At 68.8% G+C, this 23723-nt stretch carries 22 protein-coding genes and 1 tRNA gene; 14 read left to right on the forward strand and 9 right to left on the reverse strand.

Translation table 11 applies throughout. The features are described from left to right. Positions 1 to 344: 344 nt before the first annotated feature. Both glpR and DEU38_RS00740 read left to right on the forward strand, forming a co-directional pair. Entirely contained in the window at positions 345 to 1175 is an 831-nt protein-coding gene (glpR, locus tag DEU38_RS00735) for a gephyrin-like molybdotransferase receptor GlpR (RefSeq protein ID WP_114718219.1), read from the forward strand. A gap of 162 nt (positions 1176 to 1337) precedes the next feature. Beyond that, positions 1338 to 1410, forward strand: a tRNA-Ala gene (locus tag DEU38_RS00740). Between the two features lie 87 nt (positions 1411 to 1497). On the opposite strand, the gene DEU38_RS00745 is transcribed toward DEU38_RS00740, so the two are convergent. Continuing rightward, positions 1498 to 1914, reverse strand: coding sequence for a helix-turn-helix domain-containing protein (locus DEU38_RS00745; RefSeq protein WP_114718220.1), 417 nt, complete (start codon positions 1912 to 1914; stop codon positions 1498 to 1500). Positions 1915 to 2147: 233 nt separating this feature from the next. Here DEU38_RS00745 and DEU38_RS28220 point away from each other — a divergent pair, with 233 nt between their 5' ends. Together DEU38_RS28220 and DEU38_RS00755 are read left to right on the forward strand one after the other, a co-directional pair. Then, the gene (locus DEU38_RS28220) at positions 2148 to 2291 is read left to right on the forward strand and encodes a hypothetical protein (protein WP_174907146.1); all 144 of its coding nucleotides are present in this window, start codon (positions 2148 to 2150) and stop codon (positions 2289 to 2291) included. A gap of 124 nt (positions 2292 to 2415) precedes the next feature. Next, the gene (locus tag DEU38_RS00755) at positions 2416 to 3255 is read left to right on the forward strand and encodes an SDR family oxidoreductase (protein WP_114718222.1); all 840 of its coding nucleotides are present in this window, start codon (positions 2416 to 2418) and stop codon (positions 3253 to 3255) included. Here DEU38_RS00755 and DEU38_RS00760 read toward each other — a convergent pair. Together DEU38_RS00760 and DEU38_RS00765 are read right to left on the reverse strand one after the other, a co-directional pair. Further along, positions 3239 to 3949 (reverse strand): ABC transporter ATP-binding protein, encoded by a 711-nt coding sequence (locus DEU38_RS00760; RefSeq protein WP_114718223.1) that lies wholly within the window; start codon positions 3947 to 3949, stop codon positions 3239 to 3241. The two genes, DEU38_RS00755 and DEU38_RS00760, sit on opposite strands and share 17 nt — an antisense overlap. Before the next feature lie 34 nt (positions 3950 to 3983). Continuing rightward, on the reverse strand, positions 3984 to 5051 hold the full coding sequence (locus DEU38_RS00765) for an FtsX-like permease family protein (RefSeq protein ID WP_114718224.1): 1068 nt from the start codon (positions 5049 to 5051) through the stop codon (positions 3984 to 3986). A gap of 128 nt (positions 5052 to 5179) precedes the next feature. Between DEU38_RS00765 and DEU38_RS00770 the strand changes: the two genes are divergently transcribed. Genes DEU38_RS00770 through DEU38_RS00780 form a run of 3 tightly spaced genes read left to right on the forward strand, consistent with a single transcriptional unit; the run spans position 5180 to position 7531 of the window. Next, the gene (locus tag DEU38_RS00770; RefSeq protein ID WP_114718225.1) at positions 5180 to 6379 is read left to right on the forward strand and encodes a sensor histidine kinase; all 1200 of its coding nucleotides are present in this window, start codon (positions 5180 to 5182) and stop codon (positions 6377 to 6379) included. Beyond that, complete coding sequence (locus DEU38_RS00775; RefSeq protein WP_114718226.1) at positions 6376 to 7002, forward strand: response regulator transcription factor; 627 nt, start codon at positions 6376 to 6378, stop codon at positions 7000 to 7002. Before DEU38_RS00770 ends, DEU38_RS00775 begins: the two co-directional genes overlap by 4 nt. 22 nt (positions 7003 to 7024) lie before the next feature. Further along, a complete protein-coding gene (locus DEU38_RS00780; RefSeq protein ID WP_114718227.1) occupies positions 7025 to 7531 on the forward strand; it encodes a DUF2505 domain-containing protein in 507 nt (168 codons plus the stop codon). Positions 7532 to 7538: 7 nt separating this feature from the next. Here the strand turns inward: DEU38_RS00780 and soxR are convergent, their stop codons facing one another. Continuing rightward, a complete protein-coding gene (soxR, locus tag DEU38_RS00785) occupies positions 7539 to 8000 on the reverse strand; it encodes a redox-sensitive transcriptional activator SoxR (RefSeq protein WP_114718228.1) in 462 nt (153 codons plus the stop codon). 92 nt (positions 8001 to 8092) lie between these two features. Between soxR and DEU38_RS00790 the strand changes: the two genes are divergently transcribed. Further along, positions 8093 to 9319 carry an arginine deiminase gene (locus tag DEU38_RS00790; protein ID WP_114718229.1) on the forward strand — a complete coding sequence of 409 codons (1227 nt, stop codon included), beginning with the start codon at positions 8093 to 8095 and terminating at the stop codon, positions 9317 to 9319. 7 nt (positions 9320 to 9326) lie between these two features. Here the strand turns inward: DEU38_RS00790 and arsC are convergent, their stop codons facing one another. Then, on the reverse strand, positions 9327 to 9674 hold the full coding sequence (gene arsC / locus DEU38_RS00795) for an arsenate reductase (glutaredoxin) (protein WP_181818639.1): 348 nt from the start codon (positions 9672 to 9674) through the stop codon (positions 9327 to 9329). Positions 9675 to 9756: 82 nt separating this feature from the next. On the opposite strand from arsC, the gene DEU38_RS00800 reads away from it, so the two are divergent. The 4 genes from DEU38_RS00800 to DEU38_RS00815 all read left to right on the forward strand — a co-directional run bounded on the left by DEU38_RS00800 (position 9757) and on the right by DEU38_RS00815 (position 13019). Then, a complete protein-coding gene (locus tag DEU38_RS00800) occupies positions 9757 to 10443 on the forward strand; it encodes an NAD(P)-binding oxidoreductase (RefSeq protein ID WP_114718231.1) in 687 nt (228 codons plus the stop codon). A 43-nt stretch (positions 10444 to 10486) separates the two neighbouring features. Beyond that, the gene (locus DEU38_RS00805) at positions 10487 to 10846 is read left to right on the forward strand and encodes a GntR family transcriptional regulator (protein WP_114718232.1); all 360 of its coding nucleotides are present in this window, start codon (positions 10487 to 10489) and stop codon (positions 10844 to 10846) included. Between the two features lie 102 nt (positions 10847 to 10948). Further along, positions 10949 to 11380, forward strand: a complete 432-nt coding sequence (locus DEU38_RS00810; protein WP_114718233.1) for a DoxX family protein — start codon at positions 10949 to 10951, stop codon at positions 11378 to 11380. An 82-nt stretch (positions 11381 to 11462) separates the two neighbouring features. After that, entirely contained in the window at positions 11463 to 13019 is a 1557-nt protein-coding gene (locus DEU38_RS00815; protein ID WP_114718234.1) for a BCCT family transporter, read from the forward strand. An 11-nt stretch (positions 13020 to 13030) separates the two neighbouring features. Here DEU38_RS00815 and DEU38_RS00820 read toward each other — a convergent pair whose 3' ends face one another. After that, positions 13031 to 14086, reverse strand: coding sequence for a phosphatidylinositol-specific phospholipase C domain-containing protein (locus DEU38_RS00820; RefSeq protein WP_114718541.1), 1056 nt, complete (start codon positions 14084 to 14086; stop codon positions 13031 to 13033). Positions 14087 to 14151: 65 nt separating this feature from the next. After that, positions 14152 to 15711, reverse strand: a complete 1560-nt coding sequence (locus tag DEU38_RS00825) for a dolichyl-phosphate-mannose--protein mannosyltransferase (RefSeq protein ID WP_114718235.1) — start codon at positions 15709 to 15711, stop codon at positions 14152 to 14154. A gap of 23 nt (positions 15712 to 15734) precedes the next feature. Here DEU38_RS00825 and rsmI point away from each other — a divergent pair, with 23 nt between their 5' ends. After that, positions 15735 to 16574 (forward strand): 16S rRNA (cytidine(1402)-2'-O)-methyltransferase, encoded by an 840-nt coding sequence (rsmI, locus tag DEU38_RS00830; protein ID WP_114718236.1) that lies wholly within the window; start codon positions 15735 to 15737, stop codon positions 16572 to 16574. Between the two features lie 703 nt (positions 16575 to 17277). Then, the gene (locus DEU38_RS00840) at positions 17278 to 21147 is read left to right on the forward strand and encodes a WD40 repeat domain-containing protein (RefSeq protein WP_258557588.1); all 3870 of its coding nucleotides are present in this window, start codon (positions 17278 to 17280) and stop codon (positions 21145 to 21147) included. Here the strand turns inward: DEU38_RS00840 and DEU38_RS00845 are convergent. Together DEU38_RS00845 and DEU38_RS00850 are read right to left on the reverse strand one after the other, a co-directional pair. Further along, positions 21068 to 22363, reverse strand: a complete 1296-nt coding sequence (locus DEU38_RS00845; protein ID WP_114718238.1) for an aminodeoxychorismate synthase component I — start codon at positions 22361 to 22363, stop codon at positions 21068 to 21070. The genes DEU38_RS00840 and DEU38_RS00845 overlap by 80 nt on opposite strands. A gap of 88 nt (positions 22364 to 22451) precedes the next feature. Then, positions 22452 to 23687, reverse strand: a complete 1236-nt coding sequence (locus tag DEU38_RS00850; protein WP_114718239.1) for a DUF2786 domain-containing protein — start codon at positions 23685 to 23687, stop codon at positions 22452 to 22454. Positions 23688 to 23723 lie beyond the last annotated feature (36 nt).

Genomic DNA, 23723 nt, shown 5'->3' on the forward strand with positions numbered 1-23723 from the left:
GTTATCACTTTCGCGTGAACGGTCGGGAAAAGGCGGGTCCGGGTGTGTGCCCACGCGCCGGCCCGGTTCGGGCGCCGGGCGCAGTCGGTCGCCGGGGTCCGTATCGGGCGGCGTCGCAGGCGGCCGAGTGCCGGCGGCGACGCGGGTATGCCGGGAGTGGTCTTGGGCTCACTTGAATCTCGAGGCTGCAATTTCCTTCTCGAGAGGTGATAATCGAGTGACGGGTGTGACACCTGCGAAACCTGAGTCGGCGCGCCTGCGACGGCAACGGCGCGGATGCCACTAGCCTGAGCAGGTCATTGGCGTCATCAGTGCTGGTAGACGAATGGGAGGAGGTCGTCGGTATGCCGAGTTCCTCGATCATCTGGATCGCGCTGGTTGCCGTCTGGCTGTTCGTCCTTGTTCCGATGCTTGTCAGCAAGCGGCCCCGGATCCGGCAGACGACGGATGCGGCGCTCGCGACTCGAGTGCTGCATCGTGGCGACGCGGAACGCCCGGCACGCGGGCCCGCGGCCGGACATCGGAGCGATCCGAACTGGCGCCCGGCGTCGGTACGGCTGCGCGGTGACACCTACGGCGACGACTCATACGGCACGGATGCGGAGGATCGAATGGACGCTCACGCCGACGCGAACATGATGGACGATGCGATCGACCGCACGCGCGGCGCAGCCCGGGACTACGTCCCGAATCGGCGCGGCCGGGGTGGATTCGATCCCGAGGCCGACGCGATCGCCAGCGCGGCCCGGTACCAGTTCCGTCAGCGCACGGTGCTCGGGTTGATATTCGCGACGATCCTGACGGCCGCGCTCGCCGTGGCGTTGACCCCCGTGATGTGGTGGGTCTCCGCCTTCTCGGTGGTCGCCCTCGTGGGCTATCTCGCCTACCTGCGTCGGCAGGTCCATCTCGAGCAGGAGATCCGCGGTCGCCGCATGGCCCGCCTCGGTCGTTCGCGACTGGGCGTCGAATCGGACTCCGACGAGGAGCTGCGACTGGTCCCGGCGCGGCTGCGCCGGCCCGGCGCTGTGGTTCTCGAGGTCGACGACGGTGACCCGGCGTTCGATCATCTCGACCACTACGACGCGGAGTTCGTCGAGCGTGGCGACCGTGGCCGGCACGACGACTACGAGGTGTCCTACCGCGACGACGGTATGAGGCGCGCGTCCGGGCAGTGATTTCCCGGCAAATTCCTCTTCCGGCTTCAGGGCGCCCGATCACCACGGTGATCGGGCGCCCTGCCGTTTTCGACCATTTTTTGCCGCTGGCCAGGCGATTCGTTATCTCGGCGCGTGTCCTGTTAGAGTTGCCGAGCGGTCAGCGAAAGCGGATCGCGGTTCGGGGCTGTGGCGCAGTTGGTAGCGCGCTTCGTTCGCATCGAAGAGGTCAGGGGTTCGATTCCCCTCAGCTCCACAATAAAGAGGCCCTCTCCTTCGGGAGAGGGCCTCTTTCGTGTTCCGGTACTTCTCGCGTGTCGCGTGTCGCGTACCGCAGGTTCCGTCAGCGCGAGGCGTCCGGCGGGATCTCGGGCAGGCCTTCCGCCGCCCGCAGCTTCTCCGCGAGCGTGGTCAGCAGCGTCTGCGATTCCTCGGACAGATCGAATGCCCGGGTCGCCAGCCGCCGCAGCCCGTAGCCCTGGAGCTGCGTGACCAGTTCGAGGTCATGGTCGACCTTCGAGGCGTAGATGTCGTTGAAGAAGTACGCCGGCTTCACTTTGAAGAACTTCGCGAAGGCCGCGACGGTCTCGTCCGAGGGATTGCTTCTCTGGCCGGAGCGCAGCTGCGATATGTACGGCTTGGATATCTTGTGGCCGTCCGCGATGAGGGCGTTCGCCACTTCCGCATTGGTATGCGGCTTCCGGCCCGGTGGATGGACGGTTTCGAAGAGCTTGTTGAGCCGTGCGGCGAAGTCAGACATCGCGACGATCTTAACACCGGAGATAACCGGCGGGTAGCTCGAATGTATTGATTGATCAATCGTTCGAAACCTGCCGCCGTGGCGCCGTTCGGGACGGTGGAACGCTGCCTTGGCATACGAATAACCTTGTGGTAGCTCACGGCCAACCGCTTGGTCTCGAATCGCTACCACCAGCGCGCGACGCCTGGAAAATGGCGCCCGCGACGGGGAAACTGGGAGGCATGGACCGCAGAATGAGCGACAACGAATTGCGCCGGGCGATTCACGTGCTGCGTGACCGGGCCGACGAGGCCCGCAGCCACGGTCGTCCCGAGGACGCGGAGGGGCTCGAGAAGACCATCCGCGACTACCAGGACGAGATGGCGCAGCGTCTCTGACGCGGCTCCACCGAACCTGCCCGAATCGGCGCCGCAGATCGTCCGGCGCCGATTCCGGTGTGCGCCACGTACACTGCCGAAACGGACTGAACCTGAACCGATCGAAGGCGGGGAACTGCAGGCGATGGCGATCAAGACGCTCGACGGTAAGAAGTGCCTGATCACCGGGGCGGCCAGCGGAATCGGTCGGGCCACGGCTCTCGCGGCGGCCGCGGAAGGTGCCCGGTTGTTCCTCACCGACATCGACGCGGTGGGACTCGAGGAGACCGTCGGCCTCTGCGAGCACGCCGGCGGCACCGTCGAGTGTTCGCGGGCCCTCGACGTGTCCGACTTCGACGCGGTCACCGCGTTCGCCGACGAAATCCACGAACAGTTCGGCAGCCTCGACGTCGTCATGAACATCGCGGGCATCTCGGCCTGGGGCACTGTCGAGAATCTCGAGCATCGCCACTGGAAGTCGATGGTGGACGTGAACCTGATGGGCCCGATTCACATCATCGAGCGGTTCGTGCCCCCGATGATCGCGGCCGGGCGCGGCGGACACCTCGTGAACGTCTCGTCGGCCGCCGGCCTGCTGGCGCTGCCGTGGCACGCGGCTTACAGCGCCAGCAAGTTCGGTCTACGCGGGGTGTCCGAGGTCCTGCGGTTCGATCTCAAGCGGCACGGTATCGGCGTGAGCTTGGTGGTGCCCGGTGGCGTGAAGACGCCGTTGGTGGGCACTGTGCAGATTGCCGGTGTGGACCGCGACGATCCCCGCATCCGTAAGCTCACGCACCGATTCGAGAAGCGCGCCGTGACTCCGGAGAAGGTCGCCGACTGCATCATCGCCGGAATCGAGAAGAACCGGTATCTGGTGTACACGTCCAACGACATCCGATTCGGCTACTGGTGGGCGCGAAAGTTCGCTCCGCCGTACGAGTTCGTGATGCAGAAGGCGAACGACCAGTTCAGTAAGCTGCTGTAGCTGTAGCTGTAGCGATCCCAGCGCCGCGAGGACGCAATGCACCGCTGTGCATCTCGTAGGCGGCATCCACCAGGTCCAACTGGCTGAGATCGTGCGTCACCATCACCGTCGCGACCGAACGCTCGCGGCTCAGCTCGGCGAGCAGCGCGACGATCTCGCGGCTGCGTTCCTCGTCCAGCGCCGACGTCGGCTCGTCGACCAACAGGACCGCGGGATCGTTCACGATCGACCGGGCGATCGCGACGCGCTGACGCTGGCCGCCGGAGAGCTGGTTCGGGCGTCGGTCGAGCTGGCCCTCGAGTCCGAGGCTGCACAGGAGTTCCCGGGCCCGCTTGCGGCTTTCGCGCACCGAACCGCCGTTCAGGTGCGTGATCATCTGCAGCTGCTCGGTCGCGGTGAGCGACGGCAGCAGGTTCGACTGCTGGAAGACGAAGCCGAGCTTCTCCCGGCGCATGTCGGTGCGCGCTGCGCGATCGAGGCCCGTGACGTCGGTGCCGTCGATCGCGACGGTGCCCGACTCGGGCGAGATCAGCAGTCCGGCCACCGCGAGCAGGCTCGACTTTCCCGAGCCCGATGGCCCGGTGACGGCGACCAGTTCGCCGCGGTTCACGTCCAGGTCGACGTCGTCGAGGGCGCGCAGGCGGGTGTCTCCGTCGGGGTAGGTCAGTACGGCGTTGCGGAGCGAGATGCTCATGGGAGGTCCTTTCGAGTTCTGTCGGACGCCGGGCTCAGCGCGCGTTCGCGAGCGCGGTCAGCGGATCGATCGAGACGATCCGGGCCAGTGCTGCCGTGGCGCCGATCATGCCCATCACGATCAGTGCGACGAACGGGACGAGCGTGCCCGAGACGGTCAGCGTGAACGGCACGAACTTCGATGCGATCGTGCCCAGTCCCAGGGCGGCCAGGCTGCCGAGGCCGGCGCCGAGCGTCAGGACGATGAGGGACTGCCCGAGGGCGTCCTTGAGCAGGTACTTCGTGGAGGCGCCGACAGCCTTGAGGATGGCGAGGTCCTGGCTGCGTTGGATGGTCCAGACGGTGAAGAAGGCGCCGACGACGAGGGCGCTGACTGTCATCAGCATCGCCTGCATCAGCAGCAGGGATCCGCGCTCCGACGTGTAGGAGCCGATCGCGTTGAGGGCGCCGCCCTCGTCGGTGATCGACGTGCCGGTGGCGGCTGCCGCACTGTCGGCGTCGAAGCCGCCGGAGGTGCGCATCGCGATCACGGTGCCGTCGCTGCCGCCTGCGGCCGGGAGCTGTGTCCACACGTCGTGGTTCATCCACACGACCGGCTGGTGACTGTAGAGAGAGTCGTCGACGAGGGCGGTGATGGTCAAGGTGTCGGCGCCGATGGTGATCTGGCTCCCGACGCCCCAGCCGTTGTCCTTCGCCAGGTCGGCGTCGACCGCGACCGAGGCGGCGTCGAGCGGCACGGGGGCGGCGAACGAGTGTCCGTCCACACCGAACGCCGAGGCCGCGACCTCACGGTCTCCCGCGGAGATCCGGACGGGGGCGATTCCGATGACGGCGGCCTCGTCGACACCGGCGGTCGCGGCGAGGGCGTCGCGCTGCTGCTCGGTTACGGTGGACTCCCCGAAGGACAGGGACTGCCCGTCGGCCGGCTCGCCGAACGCGAAGTTGTCGGCGCCGAGGTGCTTGACCGCGGCGATCGATTGGTTGCCCAGTCCCGTGGTGAGCCCCGACAGCATCACGACCATCAGGGAGATCAGGAACAGCGCCGAACTCATCAGGGTGAATCGGCCCTTGGCGAAGCGGAGATCTCGAATGCTGAGGAACATGTCATCCAGCTTCGCGTGAAGGGGGTGGTTGGGGCATCGCGCATCGGTTGACTTCGCCGGTCCATCGAAAGTTGGAGACAGCGGTTCACGGCGGCGGCGGGTGGTGCCGCGGTGTTAGCGTGAATGCAATGCAGACCCACGACGTGTCCCTTCCCGGTGGCGTCGCGCCGGTGTTGCGCGCGATGCAGATCGGTGCCCACGTCCTGTTCGTTCTGCTTCTCGCGGTGGGTATCGGCCGGGTCCTCGTGTCGCAGGGCGCGCACGAGGCCTGGATTCTGGTGCTAGCGCTCGCGGAGCTCGCCTGGTACATCGGCGGCGTGTCGTTCGTGCGCCGCCGCGGTGTCGTGCAGCGCTCGACGGGCCAGGTCTGGCTGGCGGTGCTGGTGGCGGGCTGGCTGGCTCTGGTGGCGTCGAATCCCAACTTCGTGTGGGTCGTCTTCGCACTGTTCTTCCTGTGCTTCCACCTGCTGTCGGTCCCGGTGGCGCTGATCACGACCGTGGTGCTCACGGTCGTCTCGATCGCCGCGAGTCTGCTGCACGGCGACAGCAACACGGTGGCGTCCATCCTCGGTCCGACCTTCGGTTCGGCTGTGGCCGCGGGCATGGCGATGGTGTACCAGCAGTTGGCCCGTGAGGCGGCGCAGCGTCAGCAGTTGGTCGACGAGCTCACCGACGCGCACCGCGAGCTGCTCGATGCACAGGACGAACTGGTCGCGTTGCAGCGCGAGTCCGGCGCCGTCGCCGAGCGCGCGCGCCTGGCCCGCGACATCCACGACACATTGGCACAGGGTTTTTCGTCGATCCTTCTGCTGGCTCGTGCGGGCCTGCGTGGCACCGATACGGCCCCGACCTTCACCCAGATCGCCGACACGGCACAGCAGAACCTGGTGGAGGCGCGACGGGTGGTGGATGCGCTGCGGCCGTCGGATCTCGAGTCCGCGCCGCTCGAGTCGGCGCTGCGGCGACAGTTGGAGCAGCTGGAACAGCACACCGGGATCGTCGGAGAACTGTTCACCGACGGCGATCCGGTCCCGCTGCCGATGGACTACGATGTCGCGTTGTTGCGGGTGGGGCAGAGCGCTCTTGCGAACGTGCGCCTGCACTCGCATGCTCGGCGCGTGCGGCTGACCCTGACGTACGCCACCGACGAGGTACGTCTCGACATTGTCGACGACGGCATCGGATTCGACGAACGCGAGGCCGGCGGATTCGGGCTGCGGGCGATGCGCGATCGTCTTGCACTGTTAGGAGGAACACTGGTGGTCGAATCGGCTCCGGGCGACGGAACTGCCGTGGCTGCAACACTTCCCGTCGGGCGTCCCCTGTGAGCGTCGTGCGGGTCCTGCTGGTCGACGATCACCCGGTGGTCCGCGCCGGGCTGCGCGCGCTGCTCGCGTCGCACGACGATGTCGAGGTGGTGGCCGAGGCGTCGTCGGGCGAGGAGGCGGTGGCGTTGGCCGCGACCGCGAAACCCGATGTGGTGCTGATGGATCTGCGTCTGGGTGCCGGGATCGACGGCGCCGGTGCGACCGCCGAGATCGTGGCGCGCCCGAACCCGCCGCGGGTGGTGGTGCTCACGACGTACGACACCGACGCCGACATCCTGCGGGCCGTGGAGGCGGGCGCCGCGGGGTACCTGCTCAAGGACACCGCCCCGCACGTGCTGATCGACTCGGTGTTCGCGGCGGCTCGCGGCGAGACGGTGCTCGATCCCGAGGTGGCGCAGCGGCTCTACCGGCGGATGCAGCAACCGCGCGCCGACCTCAGCGCGCGGGAGACCGAGGTGCTGGCACTCGTGGCCGAGGGGCTGTCCAATCGGGCAATTGCGAAACAGTTGTTCGTCAGTGAGGCGACGGTGAAATCGCACCTGGTGCATGCGTTCACGAAGCTCGAGGTCGACAGCCGCACGGCCGCGGTGGCCGCGGCCCGCGAACGGGGCCTGATCGCCTGAGCGGTGCGGTAGCGTCGGCAGAATGCCGAAGCGATTCGAGTTCTCGGCCGATTTCGACCACCCCGTCGACCGGGTGCACGCACTCCTGACCGACGAGGGCTACTGGCGTTCGCGGATGCCGCCGCAGTCGCGCGGATCGGTGCGGGTGGACCGGACGTCCGACGGCGACGGGCAGTCGCTCGTCACCGTGACGATGACCGAGGCCGTCGATACCGACACGTTCCCCGCACTCGTGCGCAAGGTCGTCCGCGGTGAGATGCGGATGGAGCGGATCGACACGTGGCGCGCCGTGCACGACGGCCGGGCGTCGGGGACACTCGCCGGGTCCGCCACCGGCATTCCCGTCACGATCGACGGAGAATACACGCTACGTCCGGGCACCAGCGGCTCCGTGCTCGATGTCCGCGGCACGGCCACAGTGCGAATTCCGCTGGTGGGCAGCCAGATCGAGCTGTTGGTGCGTCAGATGGTGTCACAGGTGGTCGAGCGGGACCGGGCCGAGGCCCACCGTCGGCTCGACAACGGCTGACCGGGTGTCAGTCGATCTCGACGTCGATCACCCGTGCGCCCGGACCCTCCGTTCCCAACTCGTCGTGCGGGTTGGCCAGCGTGCAACTCGCGAGGGACAGGCACCCGCATCCGATGCAGTTGGTGAGGTCGTCACGCAACCTGGTGAGCTGCTCGATCCGCCGGTCGAGATCGGCGTGCCACCGGCTCGACAGCCGCGCCCAGTCGCTGCGCGTCGGGGTGCGGCCGTCCGGCAGCGTGGAGAGCGCGTCGCGGATCTCGGCGAGGGGGATGCCGACCTTCTGCGACAGCCGGATGAACGCCACCCGGCGCAGCACGTCGCGCTTGTAGCGTCGCTGGTTCCCGCTGGTACGTCGGCTCGAGATCAGGCCCTCACGCTCGTAGAAGTGCAGCGCGGAGACCGCCACACCACTGCGCTCGGAGAGCTGTCCGGGCGTGAGTTCCCGGGTGTTCCAATCGGGCATGTCCACGGTGCTCGCCTTCCCTGAGCCGACAACCTGAACAATACTCGAGGATCCGGGTGCGGGGTGCCGACCGTCGTCCACGGGACTACCGTTTACGCATGAGCGTGCGGGAGCCGTCCGAACTGGGTGTCGACACCGAGGTGGGTGCGCTGCGGTCGGTGCTCCTGCATCGCCCCGGCGACGAGCTACGGCGTCTCACTCCCCGCAACAACGATCAACTGCTGTTCGACGGTCTGCCCTGGGTGGATCGTGCGCAGGACGAGCACGACGCGTTCGCGAACGTCCTACGCGGCCGCGGCATCGAGGTGCTGCTCGTGTCCGACCTGCTCACCGAGACCCTCACGACCAGCGGCGCCGCCCGGATGCAGGGCATCTCGGCTGCTGTCGACCCCCGCAAACTCGGGCACGTCCTGGCGCAGGACCTGGCGGCGCACCTGCGCGGCGTCCCGGCCGCCGAGCTGTCGACGATCCTCACGTCCGGGATGACGTTCGACGAGTTGCCGATCGGGACCGGTGCGGCCACCCCGTCGCTCGTGCGGCTGATGCACCACGGCGCGGACTTCGTGATCGACCCGTTGCCGAACCTGCTGTTCACGCGGGATTCGTCGTTCTGGATCGGCGGCCGGGTCGCGATCACATCGCTCGCACTGCCGGCGCGGGTGCGTGAGGCGTCACTGACCGACCTGATCTACGCGCACCATCCGCGGTTTCGTGGGGTACGGCGGGCCTACGAGTCCCACACCGCCCCCGTCGAGGGCGGCGACGTCCTGCTGCTCGCGCCGGGGGTCATCGCGGTCGGGGTGGGGGAGCGGACCACCCCGGCAGGTGCGGAGGCGTTGGCGCGCAGCGTGTTCGAGGACGAGCTGGCGCACACCGTCCTGGCTGTACCGATCGAGCAGCGGCGCGCGTCGATGCACCTCGACACCGTACTGACGATGGTCGACTCGGATGCCGTCGTGATGTATCCCGCGGTGCGGGACACCTTGTCGGCGTTCACTATTCGACGTGAGGACGGCGTTGTCGGGATCGGGGGACCGGAACCGTTCCTGGACGCCGCGGCGGCCGCGATGGGGATCGGCAAGCTACGGGTGATCGACACCGGGTTGGATCATGTGACCGCAGAACGTGAGCAGTGGGACGACGGCAACAACACCCTCGCGCTGGCCCCCGGCGTCGTGGTTGCCTACGAGCGCAACGTCGAGACGAACGCGCGGATGGAGGCGGCGGGCATCGAGGTGTTGCGCATCTCCGGGTCCGAGCTGGGGTCGGGCCGGGGCGGACCGCGCTGCATGTCGTGTCCGCTCGCGCGCGGTCCGCTGGACTGACCGGGAACTAGAGGATCTCGCGCACCTTCTCGTACGGCCGCGCCAGGACGGTGCCGCGGTCGGTGACGACAATCGGCCGCTCGATGAGGATCGGGTTGTCGACCATCGCGTCGAGCAGTTCGTCCTCGGACGCCTCGGCCAGCCCCAGCTCCTTGTACAGTGCCTCCTTCTTGCGGATCGCCTCGCTCGGGAGCAGGCCCGCGTCGTCGAGCAGCTTGCGCAGGCCGTCGCGGGACGGCGGCGTCTCGAGGTACTTGACGACGGTGGGCTCGATGCCGGCCTCCTCGATGAGCTTCAACGTGTTCCGCGACGTGCTGCAGCGGGGATTGTGATAAATCGTTGCGGTCTTCGCCATGAGAGCCATTCTGCACGGGGACAATGGCAGGGAACGCGTATGCATGTCGAATCCGAGTCGAATCGAATGCGAGGAGTCCGCAATGACAGGTCGACGCATCGTCATCGCCGGAGGGCACGGCAAGATCTCCCGGCACCTGACCAAACTGCTCACCGCATCGGGAGACCGCGCGGTGGCGCTGATCCGAAATCCCGACCACGAGGGGCCGGTGCGCGCGCTGGGCGCCCTGCCGGAGATCGTCGATCTGGAACAGGCGACGGCCGACCAGGTCGCCGAGTTGCTGCACGACGCCGATGCGGTCGTGTTCGCCGCGGGCGCGGGTCCGGGCAGCGGTGTCGCACGAAAGGACACCGTCGACCGCGGTGCGGCGGTTCTCCTGGCCGACGCCGCCGAACTGGCCGGTGTCAGACGGTTTGTCCAGATCAGCTCGTTCGGCGCGGGCGAGCCCGTGCCTCCGGGTACGGACGAGGTCTTCGCTGCGTATCTGGCGGCGAAGACGGCCGCCGAGGACGACCTCCGGCGGCGGGAGGGGCTGGACTGGACGATCCTGCGACCCGGCGGGCTCACCGACGACGACCCGACCGGGGAGGTGACGCTCACCGACCCGCCGCTCGAACGCGGCACCGTTCCGCGCGCCGATGTCGCGGCGGTGATCGCGGCGTTGCTGGAGCCCGGTGCGGACGGCCGCGCACCTCGGGCGGTCGGCCGCACGTTGATGCTGACTAATGGCTCGATTCCGATCAGGGACGCTGTAGCCGCGTTACCGTGAGTTCAACCAGCGTGAACGGCCGCAGGACGATGAAAGGGATGCAGTGGACATCGAGATCGACCACGACTCGACGACGCCGCCGTTCGAGCAGCTGCGGGTGCGCATCCTCGAACTCGTGCGAAACGAGGAGTTGGTGGCCGGCGCCAAGATTCCGACGGTCCGCAAGCTTGCGTCCGATCTGGGCATAGCGCCGAACACGGTGGCCCGCACCTACCGTGAGCTCGAACAGCTCGGCGTCATCGAAACCCGCGGACGGCTCGGTTCGTTCATCGCGGCATCCGGGGATCCGACGCGGACGAAGGCGCAGCAGGCAGCCACGGAGTACGTCGCAGCCATTCGCCGCATGGGGATTTCCGACACCGATGCCGCGGCGTTCGTGGCGACGGCGCTGAGGGGGGCGTGACCCGGTTTGGTTGACGCTTCAACTTAAAAGTGTCAGAGTGGGCCTACCCGAGAGCGCGTGATCCTGTTCTTCTCGCGCGTCCCACCACCTCCGAGGACCCTCATGAATTCCACCGCATTCCGCGACGCCACCCTGCTCATCGCCCGGATCGGCATCGGTGTCATCTTCATCGCCCACGGCTGGCAGAAGTTCTTCGACTGGGGCATCGACGGCACGCAGGCCGCGTTCGCGGGCATGGACATCCCGCTCGCCGACGTCTCCGCCATCGCGGCCGCCACCATCGAACTGGTCGGCGGTATTGCGCTGCTCATCGGCTTCGCAACCCGCATCGCCGGTGTGCTGCTGTTCCTGGACATGGCCGGGGCGTTCTTCCTCGTCCACGCCGACAAGGGAATCTTCGTCGGCGACGGAGGCTTCGAACTGGTCCTCGCGCTCGGTGTCGCGTCGCTGCTGATCGCGGGTGTCGGCGCCGGGCGGCTCAGCATCGACGCGGTGGTCGGCAAGAACTCGCGGAGCGTGCTGTCCGCCGGTTGATCCGTCTACTACAGGCACCCGGGACGTCGCCACGACGCCCGGGTGCTTGCTTTTGCCGGTCCGGGTGAGCACCGTGTGAGGAATGGCAGGCGCACGCGAGCTGTCCGGGACCGATCGTGTGGTGTTCGGCGTGGCCGCGAGCGCCGTCGCCGCCATCGTCGTATGGGGGCTCGTAGCCCCCGACAACCTCGAATCGGTCACCGGCGCCATGCTCGAGTGGCTCGTCACCAACCTGGGCTGGCTGTTCGTCATCGCCGCCTCCGGGTTCGTGATCTTCACCCTGTGGCTCGCCGCGAGCCGGTACGGGCGCATCCCGCTCGGCAAGGACGGTGAGAAACCCGAGTTCACCACCGTCAGCTGGATCGCGATGATGTTCAGCGCCGGCATGGGCATCGGATTGATGTTCTTCGGTGTGGCCGAACCGCTGGCCCACTTCGTCGATCCGCCACCGGGGACCGACGGCGGAGTCGGAACGGCCATGGCCACCACGATGTTCCACTGGAGCCTGCACCCGTGGTCCATCTACGCGGTGATGGGTCTGGCCATCGCGTACGGCACCTACCGGCGGGGCCGACCGCAGCTGATCAGTGCGGCCTTCTTCCCGCTGCTGGGCCGGCGGAGCGACGGGCCGATCGGCCGCGTCATCGACATCCTCGCGATCTTCGCCACGATGTTCGGCACCGCCGCGTCCCTCGGACTGGGCGCCCTGCAGATCGGATCCGGGCTCGAGGTGGTCGGCTGGATGGGCGAGGTCGGCACGCTGCTGCTCGTCGCGGTGGTCGCCGTCCTCACTCTCGCGTTCGTCGCGTCGGCGGTGTCCGGGGTCGCGAAGGGAATCCAGTGGCTCTCCAACACCAACATGGTGCTGGCGCTGATCCTCGCGGTGTTCGTGTTCGTCCTCGGGCCGACCGTCTTGATCCTCAACCTGATCCCGACGACCATCGGTAATTACGCGGCCGACCTCGCTGCGATGTCTGCCCGCACCGCGGCGTCGAGCAATCCCGAGACGGCGGAGTGGCTGTCGTCGTGGACGATCTTCTACTGGGCGTGGTGGATCTCCTGGACCCCGTTCGTCGGGATGTTCCTCGCCCGGATCAGCCGCGGTCGCAGTATCCGGCAGTTCGTCGTGGGGGTGATCCTGATCCCCAGCCTGGTCAGTCTGCTGTGGTTCGCGGTGTTCGGCGGTGCCGGAATCAACGAACAACGCGAAGGCATCGACCTCGCCGGCCGCGACACCACCGAGAGTCAACTGTTCGGGATGCTCGAGAACCTGCCGCTCTTCGGCATCACGACGATCCTCGTGATGGTCCTGGTCGCGATCTTCTTCGTCTCCGGGGCGGACGCCGCCTCGATGGTGATGGGCACCCTGTCGCAGCGCGGTTCGCTCGCGCCTGCGCGCTGGGTGGTCGTCTTCTGGGGCATGCTCACCGGTGGTGTCGCCGCGTTGATCCTCTGGACCGGAGGCGCCGACGCGCTGAACGGACTGCAGACCATGACGATCATCGCCGCCGCGCCCTTCGTGATCGTCATGATCGGGCTGTGCATCTCGCTGTACCGGGACCTGGCCCGCGATCCGCTGATCCTCGCCGAACGGCAGGAACGGCGACTGTCGGTGCGGGCCCGTCGGCGCTGGACCTGACGGCCCGGCCGTCAGGACCGATCGACGACCATCGACAGCACCTGCGGAAGTGGCGTCCAATCCGTGGACACGACGCTCGCCGAACGCGCCGCGAGTTCCGTGACGCGCCCGCGCGCGGCGTCCTCGGCCGGCGCGACCGGGTCGAGGGCCGGTGCCACGTTGTGGGCATCGGTCATCACCACCAGGTACCCGTTGTCCCGGTACCAGCGCATGTCGATCCCGTCGGCGGCGAAAGCGCTCGCGTCACCGTCGAACACGACGAACCACGGCCGCAGATCCGCGTCGTACCGGGCCTCGCGGGGATCGCCGGGCTGCGCCTTGTGGACCGCCGGGAACGCGGTCGCCAGGCCCAGGCCGCCGACGCGTGCCAGGTCGCGCAGGTGGGTCGCGTACGCCCGGTCGGTCCACCAGTGGTCGAGGGGGTTCACTTCCTGTACGGTGCCGGGGATCAGCTCGAACAGGAACTTGCCGCTCAGTTCGCTGCGGTCCGGCCAGCCGCCGGTGCGGACGGCGTCGTCGAGGGTCGTCGATCCGGCTCGGTCGGCGAGGTCCGCCGGCCCGAACACCGCGTCGCCGAGATGGCTGCGCACCAGGGCGTCGAACTCTCGGGGACCCCGGCCCAGCGGCGCGGTGAAGCCGTCCTTCATCTCGACCTTGACCATGACCGGCGGATGCGCGGGGTTCGCGTCGTGCCACGCGCGCAGATCTGCGAGACAGCCACCGAGGAACTGGTCGCGCGGGCCGGTCCGCATCTGTGCCGCCGACGTCGCGCCCGCACAGTTGTTGTCGTTGCCCACCGGATTCGAGTGCGACACGCGCCAATCCGGTCCGACGGCGTTGGTCCACACGTCGAGTTCGATCATGCCCGTGCCGGCGTCCAACGCGTCCGCGAGGAACGCGTAGCGATGTTTCTCGAACGTGTTGTGCACACCCACCGACGTGACGTCGGAGTATCGCGGGTGGCTCTCCTCACCGGAATCCGCCTGCGCGATCGGTGCGGCAGCCGGAAACAGCAGTGCGACAACGGCAAACACGGTCCCGGCGAGGGATATCCGAAACCTGGACATTCGGTGCACACACCCGATCCGTGCGCGTGTGCGGACGTCTTTTGCGGGAACGAAGAATCCGGAGGTCAGCGCCAGCTCGGCAGCCACAGCTGCTGCTGCCACAACTCCGGGCTGATCGGCACGGCCGTGAGGATCGGCCACAGCCACACGAAGTTCGCGACCACCAGGCCAAGGTACAGACAGACCGCGAGCAGTCCGGTGCCGCGGCGTTCGGCGGAATCCTTCGCGGTGCCGAGGATCTCGCCGAGTATCAGGGCGATCGCCATGACGAGGAACGGTGCGAGCGCGACCGCGTAGAAGTAGTACATCTGCCGGTCCAGGGTGACGAACCAGGGCAGGAACGCGGCCGCGTAGCCGGTGAGCACCGTCGCGTACCGCCAGTCGCGGCTCACGAACGTCCGCCACATCGCCCACGCGAGAACAGGCAGCGCGAGCCACCACATCGCGGGGGTGCCGATCAGCATGACGGCCTTGACACACGTCGGGCCACCGCAGCCGGACACCTGCTCGCCCTCGGCGTAGTAGTAGAGCATCGGCCGCAGGCCCATCGGCCACGTCCACGGCTTCGACTCCCACGGATGGTGATTGCCCGCCGAATTCGTCAGTCCCGAATGGAACTCGAGGACCTTGGCGCTGTAGTACCAGAGCGATCGCAGCGCATCGGGCACGAACGAGAACGTGCTGCCCGTGCCGATCTGATTGCCCGTCGCGTGCCGGTCCACGCCGGTCTCGCTCGCGAACCACGCCCAGTACGTCGCGAGATACACGCCGATCGGGACGACCACCAGCGCATAGAGAGACGGGCCGATATCGCGGACCGCCGTCCCGACCCACGGCCGACGAACCCCGTACGCGCGCCGGGCCGAGACGTCGAACGCAACGCAGAGCAGGCCGAAGAAGGCGATGATGTAGAGCCCGGACCACTTGGTGCCGCACGCGAGTCCGAGCATGATCCCCGCGCCGAACCGCCACCAGCGCACCCCGAGACGAGGACCGAGGTCGCTGACACCGATCCGGCCCTCCGCCCGCACCCGGGCCATCCGCTCTCGCACCTGGTCGCGGTCGACCACAAGGCAGCCGAGTGCCGCGACGGTGAACAGGGCCAGGAAGATGTCGAGCATGCCGAGTCGGGACGACACGAACGACACGCCGTCGACGATCATCAGGAGGCCGGCGATCGCGCCGACCAGTGTGGAGCGGGCCATGCGCCGCACGATCCGGACCACGAGCAGCACCAGGATCGTTCCGGCGACCGCCGACGCGAACCGCCATCCCCACGCGTTGTAGCCGAAGATCGCCTCGCCCAACGCGATCAGCTGTTTGCCGACGGGGGGATGCACGACCAGGCCGTAACCGGGGTTGTCTTCGATGCCGCCGCCGGTGAGGACCTGCCAGCCCTGGGGCACGTAGTGCTTCTCGTCGAACACGGGCGTGCCGGCGTCGGTCGGGTAGTTCAGCATCGTGAACCGGGTGATCGCCGCGAGCGCGGTGATCACCAGCGACACGACCCAACCCCGCAGTCGATCCGTCGGACCGAAGTCCGGGTCCGGCGCGAGCGGCGCCGGACTCACGGAGCGGACACTGCCGGACGGCGGCGTGGGGCGCTCGTCCGTCAGTTGGGTCACGGGTCGATCGTAGGCTGTCTCCCATGACTGGTCGCCTCGTCCTTGCCGCAACTCCGATGGGCGACGTCGGTGACGCCTCCGAACGACTGCGCGGGGCGCTCGGCTCCGCCGACGTCGTCGCAGCGGAGGACACACGACGAACCAAGTCGTTGGCCTCCGCGCTGGGAGTCACGATCACCGGTCGGGTGGTCAGTTTCTACGACCAGGTCGAGGTCACCCGGCTGCCTGCGCTCGTTGCCGACATCGAGGAGGGGAAGACGGTCCTGCTGGTGACCGACGCCGGCATGCCGTCGGTCAGCGACCCCGGCTACCGACTGGTGGCGGCGTGCGTCGAGAAGGACCTGCCGGTGACGTGTCTGCCGGGTCCCTCCGCCGTCACCACCGCGCTCGCGTTGTCCGGGTTGCCGGTGGAACGGTTCTGCTTCGACGGGTTCCCGCCGCGCAAGCAGGGACAGCGACGCACGTGGTTCGAAGGACTCCGCACCGAGGCTCGCGCGTGCGTCTTCTTCGAGGCGCCGCACCGACTGGCCGCGTGTCTGGCCGACGCCGTGGCGGTGCTCGGCGGCGAGCGCCGGGCGGCGGTGTGCCGCGAACTGACCAAGACGTACGAGGAGGTTCGTCGCGGCACCCTCGCCGAACTCGCGGAATGGGCGATCGACGGCGCGCGTGGCGAGATCACCGTCGTTCTGGAGGGTGCACAGCCGGTGTCGGCAGATCCGGAGGACCTCGTCGCGGAGGTGGAACGGCTCGTCGCCGACGGGATCCGACTCAAGGATGCGTGCGCGCAGGTCGCCGCGGAGACGTCGCCGGGAGTGTCGAAGCGAGAGTTGTACGAGACGGTGCTCGCGGCCCGGCGGGACTGAGTCCTACCGCCGGTCACGCGGGGTGAGGAATCCGAGCTGCCCCCGCCGACCCCCGACGGGCCCTTACCTGTGGGTGGGAGCTTCGACCGAAGTCGAAGTCCCACCCGACAGGGTCGCGGCCGCATCGGCGGGGGCCGCACCCAACAGCACCATCAGGCCCACTGTTGCGCCGATGATCAGACCTGCGGCGATTGCAGGCGGCGTCTTCGCCGTCAATCTCGTCGCTCGTTCGATCATCTCGCGCTCCTTCACCGTGGCGTGCACCGGCAGGGACTACCCCTCGTCAAACTCAGCCCCAACCGGCGACCGCGCCGCCGGCGCAGGGCCGTTGTGCGTCGATGTCGACTTTGCCCCGCTTCGCCCTACAGGAAAACCGAAGGGTCCGCATTTGGGGCTATCATCGCAGTTCGCGGGTGGTGAGGAATTAATCCGCAGCGGAATTCCGCAGGCCCGCGGAAGCGGCAAACAGGTCGAATTGGTGGAAGCGGTCGGGGACCGAGGGAGGGTGCACGGGCGATGACGTCCGAGACGGGACAGACGCCGGACGCGGAGCGGTCCGGTGCGCAGGCACGGCTGTTCTTCGCCGACCAGCTGCGTTTGTTGTTCGCGACCGCGGGCGGCCCCCCGCTCAAGAAGGTCGTCACGGAGGCATCGACCCTGACGCGGTCGTTGGGGGGGCGACAAGCCCGCTTCCGTCCAGCGTGTGAGCGACTGGCGTTCGGGCAAACGAATGCCCGCCACGTTCGAATCCGTGCGCCCGGTGCTGGCGGTGCTGATCCGGATGGCCCGACCACTCCACGGGGGACCGCCGCCGACCGACGGGCTCTTCTCGATGCGTCAGTGGGAGACGTGGTGGCGTAGCGCGAACGCGGTCCAGCAAGGACGCGCGACCGGCGCCGGCACCGAGTCGTCGGCGCCCGCCCTGCCCGCCGGTGTGCGTCCCTACCGCGGTCTGGCGCCGTACCGCGAGAAGGACGAGCGGCTGTTCTTCGGTCGCCGCCACAGCGTGAGTGCACTCGTCGGGGCGGTGCTGTCGGCACAGGGCCAGGGACTGGTCGTCGTCACCGGGGCCTCGGGTGTCGGCAAATCGTCGTTCGTACAAGCGGGCCTGATCCCGGAGTTGCGGGGTCACGATCGCGAGGGCGGCAGGGCCACCTTCGCGCCGGTGGTCTTCACGCCCGGCGCCCATCCACTCGCGGCACTGGTCACCGCGGTTCCGGAGCTCGGCGACTGGGTGGAGGAGCCCGACCACCAGCACATCGAGTCCGCGCTCGCGCGAGCCGCGGTTCGGATGCAGGCGAACCAGCTTCTTCTCGTCGTCGACCAGATCGAGGAACTCTTCACGCAGTGCGCGGATCCGGGCGAGCGGGCGCGGTTCCTCACGATTCTGGACTTCGCGGCCACTGCTCGTGCCGGCGCGGAGCCGTCCGAGACCGCGTCGGTGGTCGCGACGATGCGTTCCGACTTCTACGCTCAGGCGCTCGCCTACCCGGTGCTCGCACGAGCACTGGAACAGCGCAGCAAGGCGGTGTCGCCGCTGCTGCGGGAAGACGTCGTCGAGGTCATCACCCAGCCGGCGCGGATGATCGGGCTCAAACTGGAGCCGGGACTGGTCGACCTGATCCTCAACGACCTCGGGGTGCTGACCGCCGGTGAGGGCAGCGGCACCGTCCTGCCACTCGTCTCGCACCTGCTCGACACGATGTGGGAGCGGCGGCGCGGTGGTCAGCTGACGATCGCGAACTACCGGGCCACCGGGGGAGTGCTGGGCTCGATCGCCGCGGCCGCCGAGCGCGCCTGGGAACAGCTCGACGAACAGGGCCGCGTCCTGGCGCGGGCGATGATGGTCCACCTCGTGTACGTCACGAGTACCGGCACCGACGTCAAGATCCGACGGACCCTGAGCCAGCTCGTGGCGTTCGAGAGCAACGACACCGGGGCCGCGCGGCGCGTCATCGACCACTTCGTCAACGCCCGTGTCCTCGTGGTCGACGGCGACGATGTCGAGCTCATCCACGACGCGGTCATCGACACGTGGCCCCGGCTCAAGACCTGGATCCAGGAGGACCGGTCGTACTCGGCGCTGCGGCAGCAGGTCGAGACCGATGCGGTGCACTGGGAGCACGCCGACCGCAATCACAGTCTGCTCTACCACCGTGGTCGTCTCGACCTGCTGGCCGAACACGCGGCCAACCGGGCGGACAGCGCCGCCGCTGCGGAAGCCGGTGGGATCGCGGCGGTCGCGGCGTCGTTGACGCCCGCGGCCGAGGACTTCCTCGAGTCGTCGGAACGGCAGGTCCGTCGACAGGCGTGGATGCAGCGGACCGTGATGGCCGCGCTCGCGTTCTCCACCGTCGTCGCCATCGTGATGGGTGCGATGGCGCTCGGGGCGAAGTCCCGTGCCGAGAACGAGCGCAGCACCGCCCAGTTCCAGCAGGTGGTGGCGTTGGCGGATGCCCTGCGGGACACCGATCCGACGACCGCGGCGCAGTTGTCCCTCGCGGCCTGGCAGATGCGGCCCGACAACGCCGACGCGTTCACCCGACTGGTCGCGACGGAGAACACGCCGATCTCCCGGGCCCTGCCCGGTCACGCCGGTCCGATCTACGGAGTCGCGATCTCGTCCGACGGCCGCACACTGGCCACCGCGAGCGACGATCGATCGGTGCGGCTGTGGGACTTCACCGATCGCTCTGCGCCGGTGCAGCTCGGCGCCGAACTCACCGGGCCCGAGCAGTACATGTCGTCGGTGTCGTTCAGCCGCGACGGCCGGCTCCTCGCGGCGGGCAGCGGTGACGGCACCATGTGGATCTGGGACGTCAGCGACCGCGCGGCGCCGCGGCCCCTGGTCTCGGGACTGCGAACCGCGCCGGGTGCCGTGCACAACGTGCGCTTCAGTCCCGACGGTCGGCTCCTCGCGGCGCCGCACGACGACGGCACCGTCACCCTCTTCGACACGTCGGCGCCGGATTCCGGACAGTTCCCGGCGTGGACCCTGCGGGGGCATTCCGGCGCCGTGCGGACGGTGTCGTTCCGCGACAACGCGGTGCTCGCGACGTCGAGCGACGACCGCACCGTCAAGGTGTGGGACATCGCCGATCCCGCCAAACCGGTCCAGCTGGGGGCCGAGCTGTCGGGCTTCGACGACGTCGTGCACTCGGTGGCCTTCAGCCCGGACGGCCGAAATCTCGCGGCCAGCAGTGACGACGGGCTGATCCGGATGTTCGATGCGACCGACATCGCCGCGATCCGTCCGGTCGGCGCTCCCGTCCAGGCGCACACCGGTGGCATCTGGACCATCGCCTTCGCGGCCGACGGCGGAACACTCGCGAGCGCGTCGTGGGACGGGACGACGAAGTTGTGGTCGGTGGACCCGAGCACCCGGACTCTCCACGAGCTGCGGCCCGCGCTGAGCGGGAACGGCGGCGGGGTCCCGGCGCTGGCGCTGTCGCCGGACGGCGGCACGATCATCACCGGCGGACAGGATTCGCTGGTGCGGGTGTGGACGCTGCCGGGCGGCACGGTCCCGGTGTCGGACTCGTCGATGACGTTGCCGTCGATGAATCGTGACGGATCACTGCTCGCCACCGCGGGATACGACTCGGCGGTGCGGCTGTGGTCGGTGGACCGGCACGGTCAGATCGAGCGGGCGGGGACGATCGACGTGCCGCGCCCGTTGGGCGGTGCCAACGTCGCGGTGCTCTCTCCGGACGGTCGGGTCCTCGCGACCACGCAGACCGCGGGCGGGCGCGTCCAGCTGTGGGACGTGCAGAACCCGGCGCGGCCGGTGCCGATGGGCCCGCCGATCGCGACGGCGACCCGTTTCACGTGGGAAATGGCGTTCAGCCCCGACGGCCGGACCCTCGCGATCGGGGACGACGACTTCCGGGTCGCGTTGTGGAACATCCAGGATCCGTATGCCCCCGTGCTGCGGGGGCCGAGCCTGCCGGGCCCCCACAACCTGGTGCGCAGCGCGGTGTTCAGTCCGAGCGGCGACGTCCTCGTCGTGGCCAGTGCCGACGGCGAGATCCATGCGTGGGATGTCACCGATCCGTCGGTGCCGCAGTCTCGTCCGGTCGGCGAGGGCGGTCACGACGGCGGCGTGAACTCGCTCTCGTTCAGTCCGGACGGCTCCACGTTGGTCACCGCGAGCGACGACCACACCTTGCTGCTGTGGGACAGGAACGCCGAGGGTGGGTTCAACCCGCGCGGCACGGCGATGAGTGGGCACACCGGGACGGTCTACAGCGTCGCGTTCAGTGCGGACGGTACGCACGTCGTCAGCGGCAGCGACGACGGTTCGGTCCGGCTGTGGAGCGTGGACGGGGACAACGGCGGCGAGGCGGTCGGTGGTCCGCTCACGACGATCGGAACGGGTCGCTGGCAGGTCAACTTCCTGCCGCACTCGTCCATCGTGGTCGCGGGTGGAGGCGACGGTGTGCTCCGCACGTGGCGACTCGACGCGGACGCGGTGACCGAGCGGATCTGTTCGGCTACTTCGGAACTGACTCAGGACCGGCCGGCACACTTCGAGATGCCGGAGTCCGGTCGGGGTGCGTGCGCGACGTCGTGAGCGTGACGATGCTCGCGGCCTTGTCGAGGCATTCCTGCCATTCGGCGTCGGGATCGGAGTCGATGGTGATGCCGCCGCCCACTCCCAGTCCGACGCCGCCGGTCGCGTCGAACTCGACGGTGCGGATCGCGACGTTCAGTTCGAGCCCGGCGATCGGGCTGTGCATGCCGACCGTGCCGCAGTAGACGCCGCGGGGTTCGGGTTCCCAGCCGCGGAGTAGTTGTCGGGCAGAGTGTTTGGGGCAGCCGGTGACGGAGGCCGGGGGGAAGGCCGCGTCGAGCAGTTCGGGGGTGCCGACCGTCTCGGGCAGGGCGGCCGACACCGTCGAGACCAGGTGCCACACGCCGGGCGCCGGCTTGACCCGCAACAGGTCGGTGACCCGTACCGAGCCCGGCTCGGCCACCCGGCCCAGGTCGTTGCGGACCAGGTCGACGATCATCACGTTCTCGGCGACATCCTTGACTGAACGGCGAAGCGCGGCAGGGTCTTCGCTCAGCGGGAGGGTGCCCTTGATGGGGCTCGACGTGACGGTGCCCGAGCGGCGGGACAGGAACAGTTCCGGTGACAGCGACGCGACAGCGCCCCACGTTCCCTCGACGAACGCGGCCCGGCTGGGTCGCGTCTGGTCGACGGCGTCGGCGAAGAAGTCCACGGGGGCACCTGAACTCGTCCCGTGGAATCGCGCGCACACGCACGCCTGGTAGACGTCACCGCGCGCGATGGCGTCGAGGCAGGCCTCGACGCCGTGGCGGTGCGCGCGCCGATCCGGGTCGATCCAGTCGATCTGCCACGGCTGCGGTTGCGCGACGGGCTCACGCACCGCCGCGGTCAGGTCGTCGGGGCAGGACAGGTCGGTGAGGCTCTCGAACCACCAGCATCCCGAGGTGTCCAGCCGCAGAACGTGATCCGTCCAGCCACCGGCGGCCGCCGGCAACGCGCCCGATCGGTCCGGGTAGGCGCGGTAGCCGATCCAGCCGCCGCCGATCAGCAGACCGTCGGGTACGGGTGTTTCACGTGAGACGGACGCCGGGAACGTGAATGCGTCGTCGGGCCGACACGAACTCGCGTGCACGCTGGGTGCGATCACGGCGGCGGCGTCGAACCAGCTGCCGATCAGGCCGGCCGGCGGTGGAAGCTGCCGCGTGACAGCCCGCCGAGCCAATGCGCGGAACACGGCGGCGGCGGTGCCGCCGCTTCCGAGTCGCTCGATCCGCATTGGTCCAGCTTTCCATGGGGCCGTGCCTCAGACGACATCGGTCCGCGGTGATCTGTATCCGGTCGGCACCGGGGGTGTGGGCGGTGCCTCATCGCGCGATCGCCCGGTCTGCGGGCGACAACGAGGCGTCGTCGGCGGCGGACTGTCCGGCATACCAGCCGTCGGCATCGACGGATCTGCTCCGCGATGCCTTGGTGCTCGGGAACAGGCGCTCGAACTCGGCGTCGACGGCCTCCGATCGCGCGGCGAGGACGGGCAGCAGGTCGTCGATGCGCACGTCGGCGTCGACCGCGGCCTCGGCGGTGGCCCGGCTGTCGGTCTCCTTGAGTCGCTGCCCGATGCGGACCGCGAACCCGAACAGGAATGCCTTGCGGAAGGACGTGGTGCGCGAGCCCCTGAAATTGTCAGCGTCGTCAGCGTCGCGCGCACCCGCCGACTGCATCGCCCGGGTGGCCTGGATCAGCAGGGACGTGAACAGCAGGTCGACCTGCTCGAGGTCGAGCGGGCTGCCGACGACGGTCGCGATCGCGAACCTGTCGAACCACACCGTCCGCGACCGGTTGGCCTCGCCGATCGCGGTGAGGAGGTGGACCTTTTCTCGGACATACGGGTTGTCGAGGTGGATGCGGCGGCTCGAGACCGCGGTATTCGCACCGTCGGTCGGCCCGGTTCCCTGCAGCAGGGCCGAGTTGATCGCGTACCGGGTCATGAGGGCCTGGGCCTTGGCGGTGAACGTCTCGGCCTCCTCGACGAAATCGGTGGCCTCCGCCTTGGCCAGCAGCCCGCGGATCCTGTTGAGTACCTTCGGGTCCGCGCACCGTGCGTCGTCCACCACATCCGTGGTCTGGGGTCGGGTGCCGGCACGCGGCCACGTCGACGGCGGATCGCACAGCCGGGTCAGGCGGGGGAGTTCGAGCCACTGCACCGTGAGCGCGACCCACTCGCGCACCCCGATCTGCCAGCCCACCGCGTCCAGCGCCGTCGCGAACTCGTCGGGGTCGCAGTAGGCCGGGAGCCCGGCAGCGAATCGCCCCGCTTCGGATTCGCGGTCGGCGATCTGCTCGAGCTGTGCCCGCCACTCGCGCGGCGCGCGGCCGTCGACGTCCGTCGCGCGTGCCTGGTAGAGCACGGCGGCGGCGGCCGTGGGCACGGCGCCGGAGCCAAGGGCCCGACGTGTCACGTGCATGACGTCCGCGGGCTGCCAGCCGCGCTCGTACGCGTCCGCGAGTGCCGTGATCAGCCCGGCCGCCGACCGCTGCCGTGGAGGCATGCAGTCGCCGGCCAGGCGGTCCTGCGTTCGAAAGTATGTTCTATTGCTCCCCATGGCGTGCAGTGTGCACCAGGGGGCCGACAACTTTCG

It is taken from the genome of Rhodococcus sp. AG1013 (genome assembly GCF_003350365.1).
Classification (GTDB): Bacteria; Actinomycetota; Actinomycetes; order Mycobacteriales; family Mycobacteriaceae; genus Prescottella.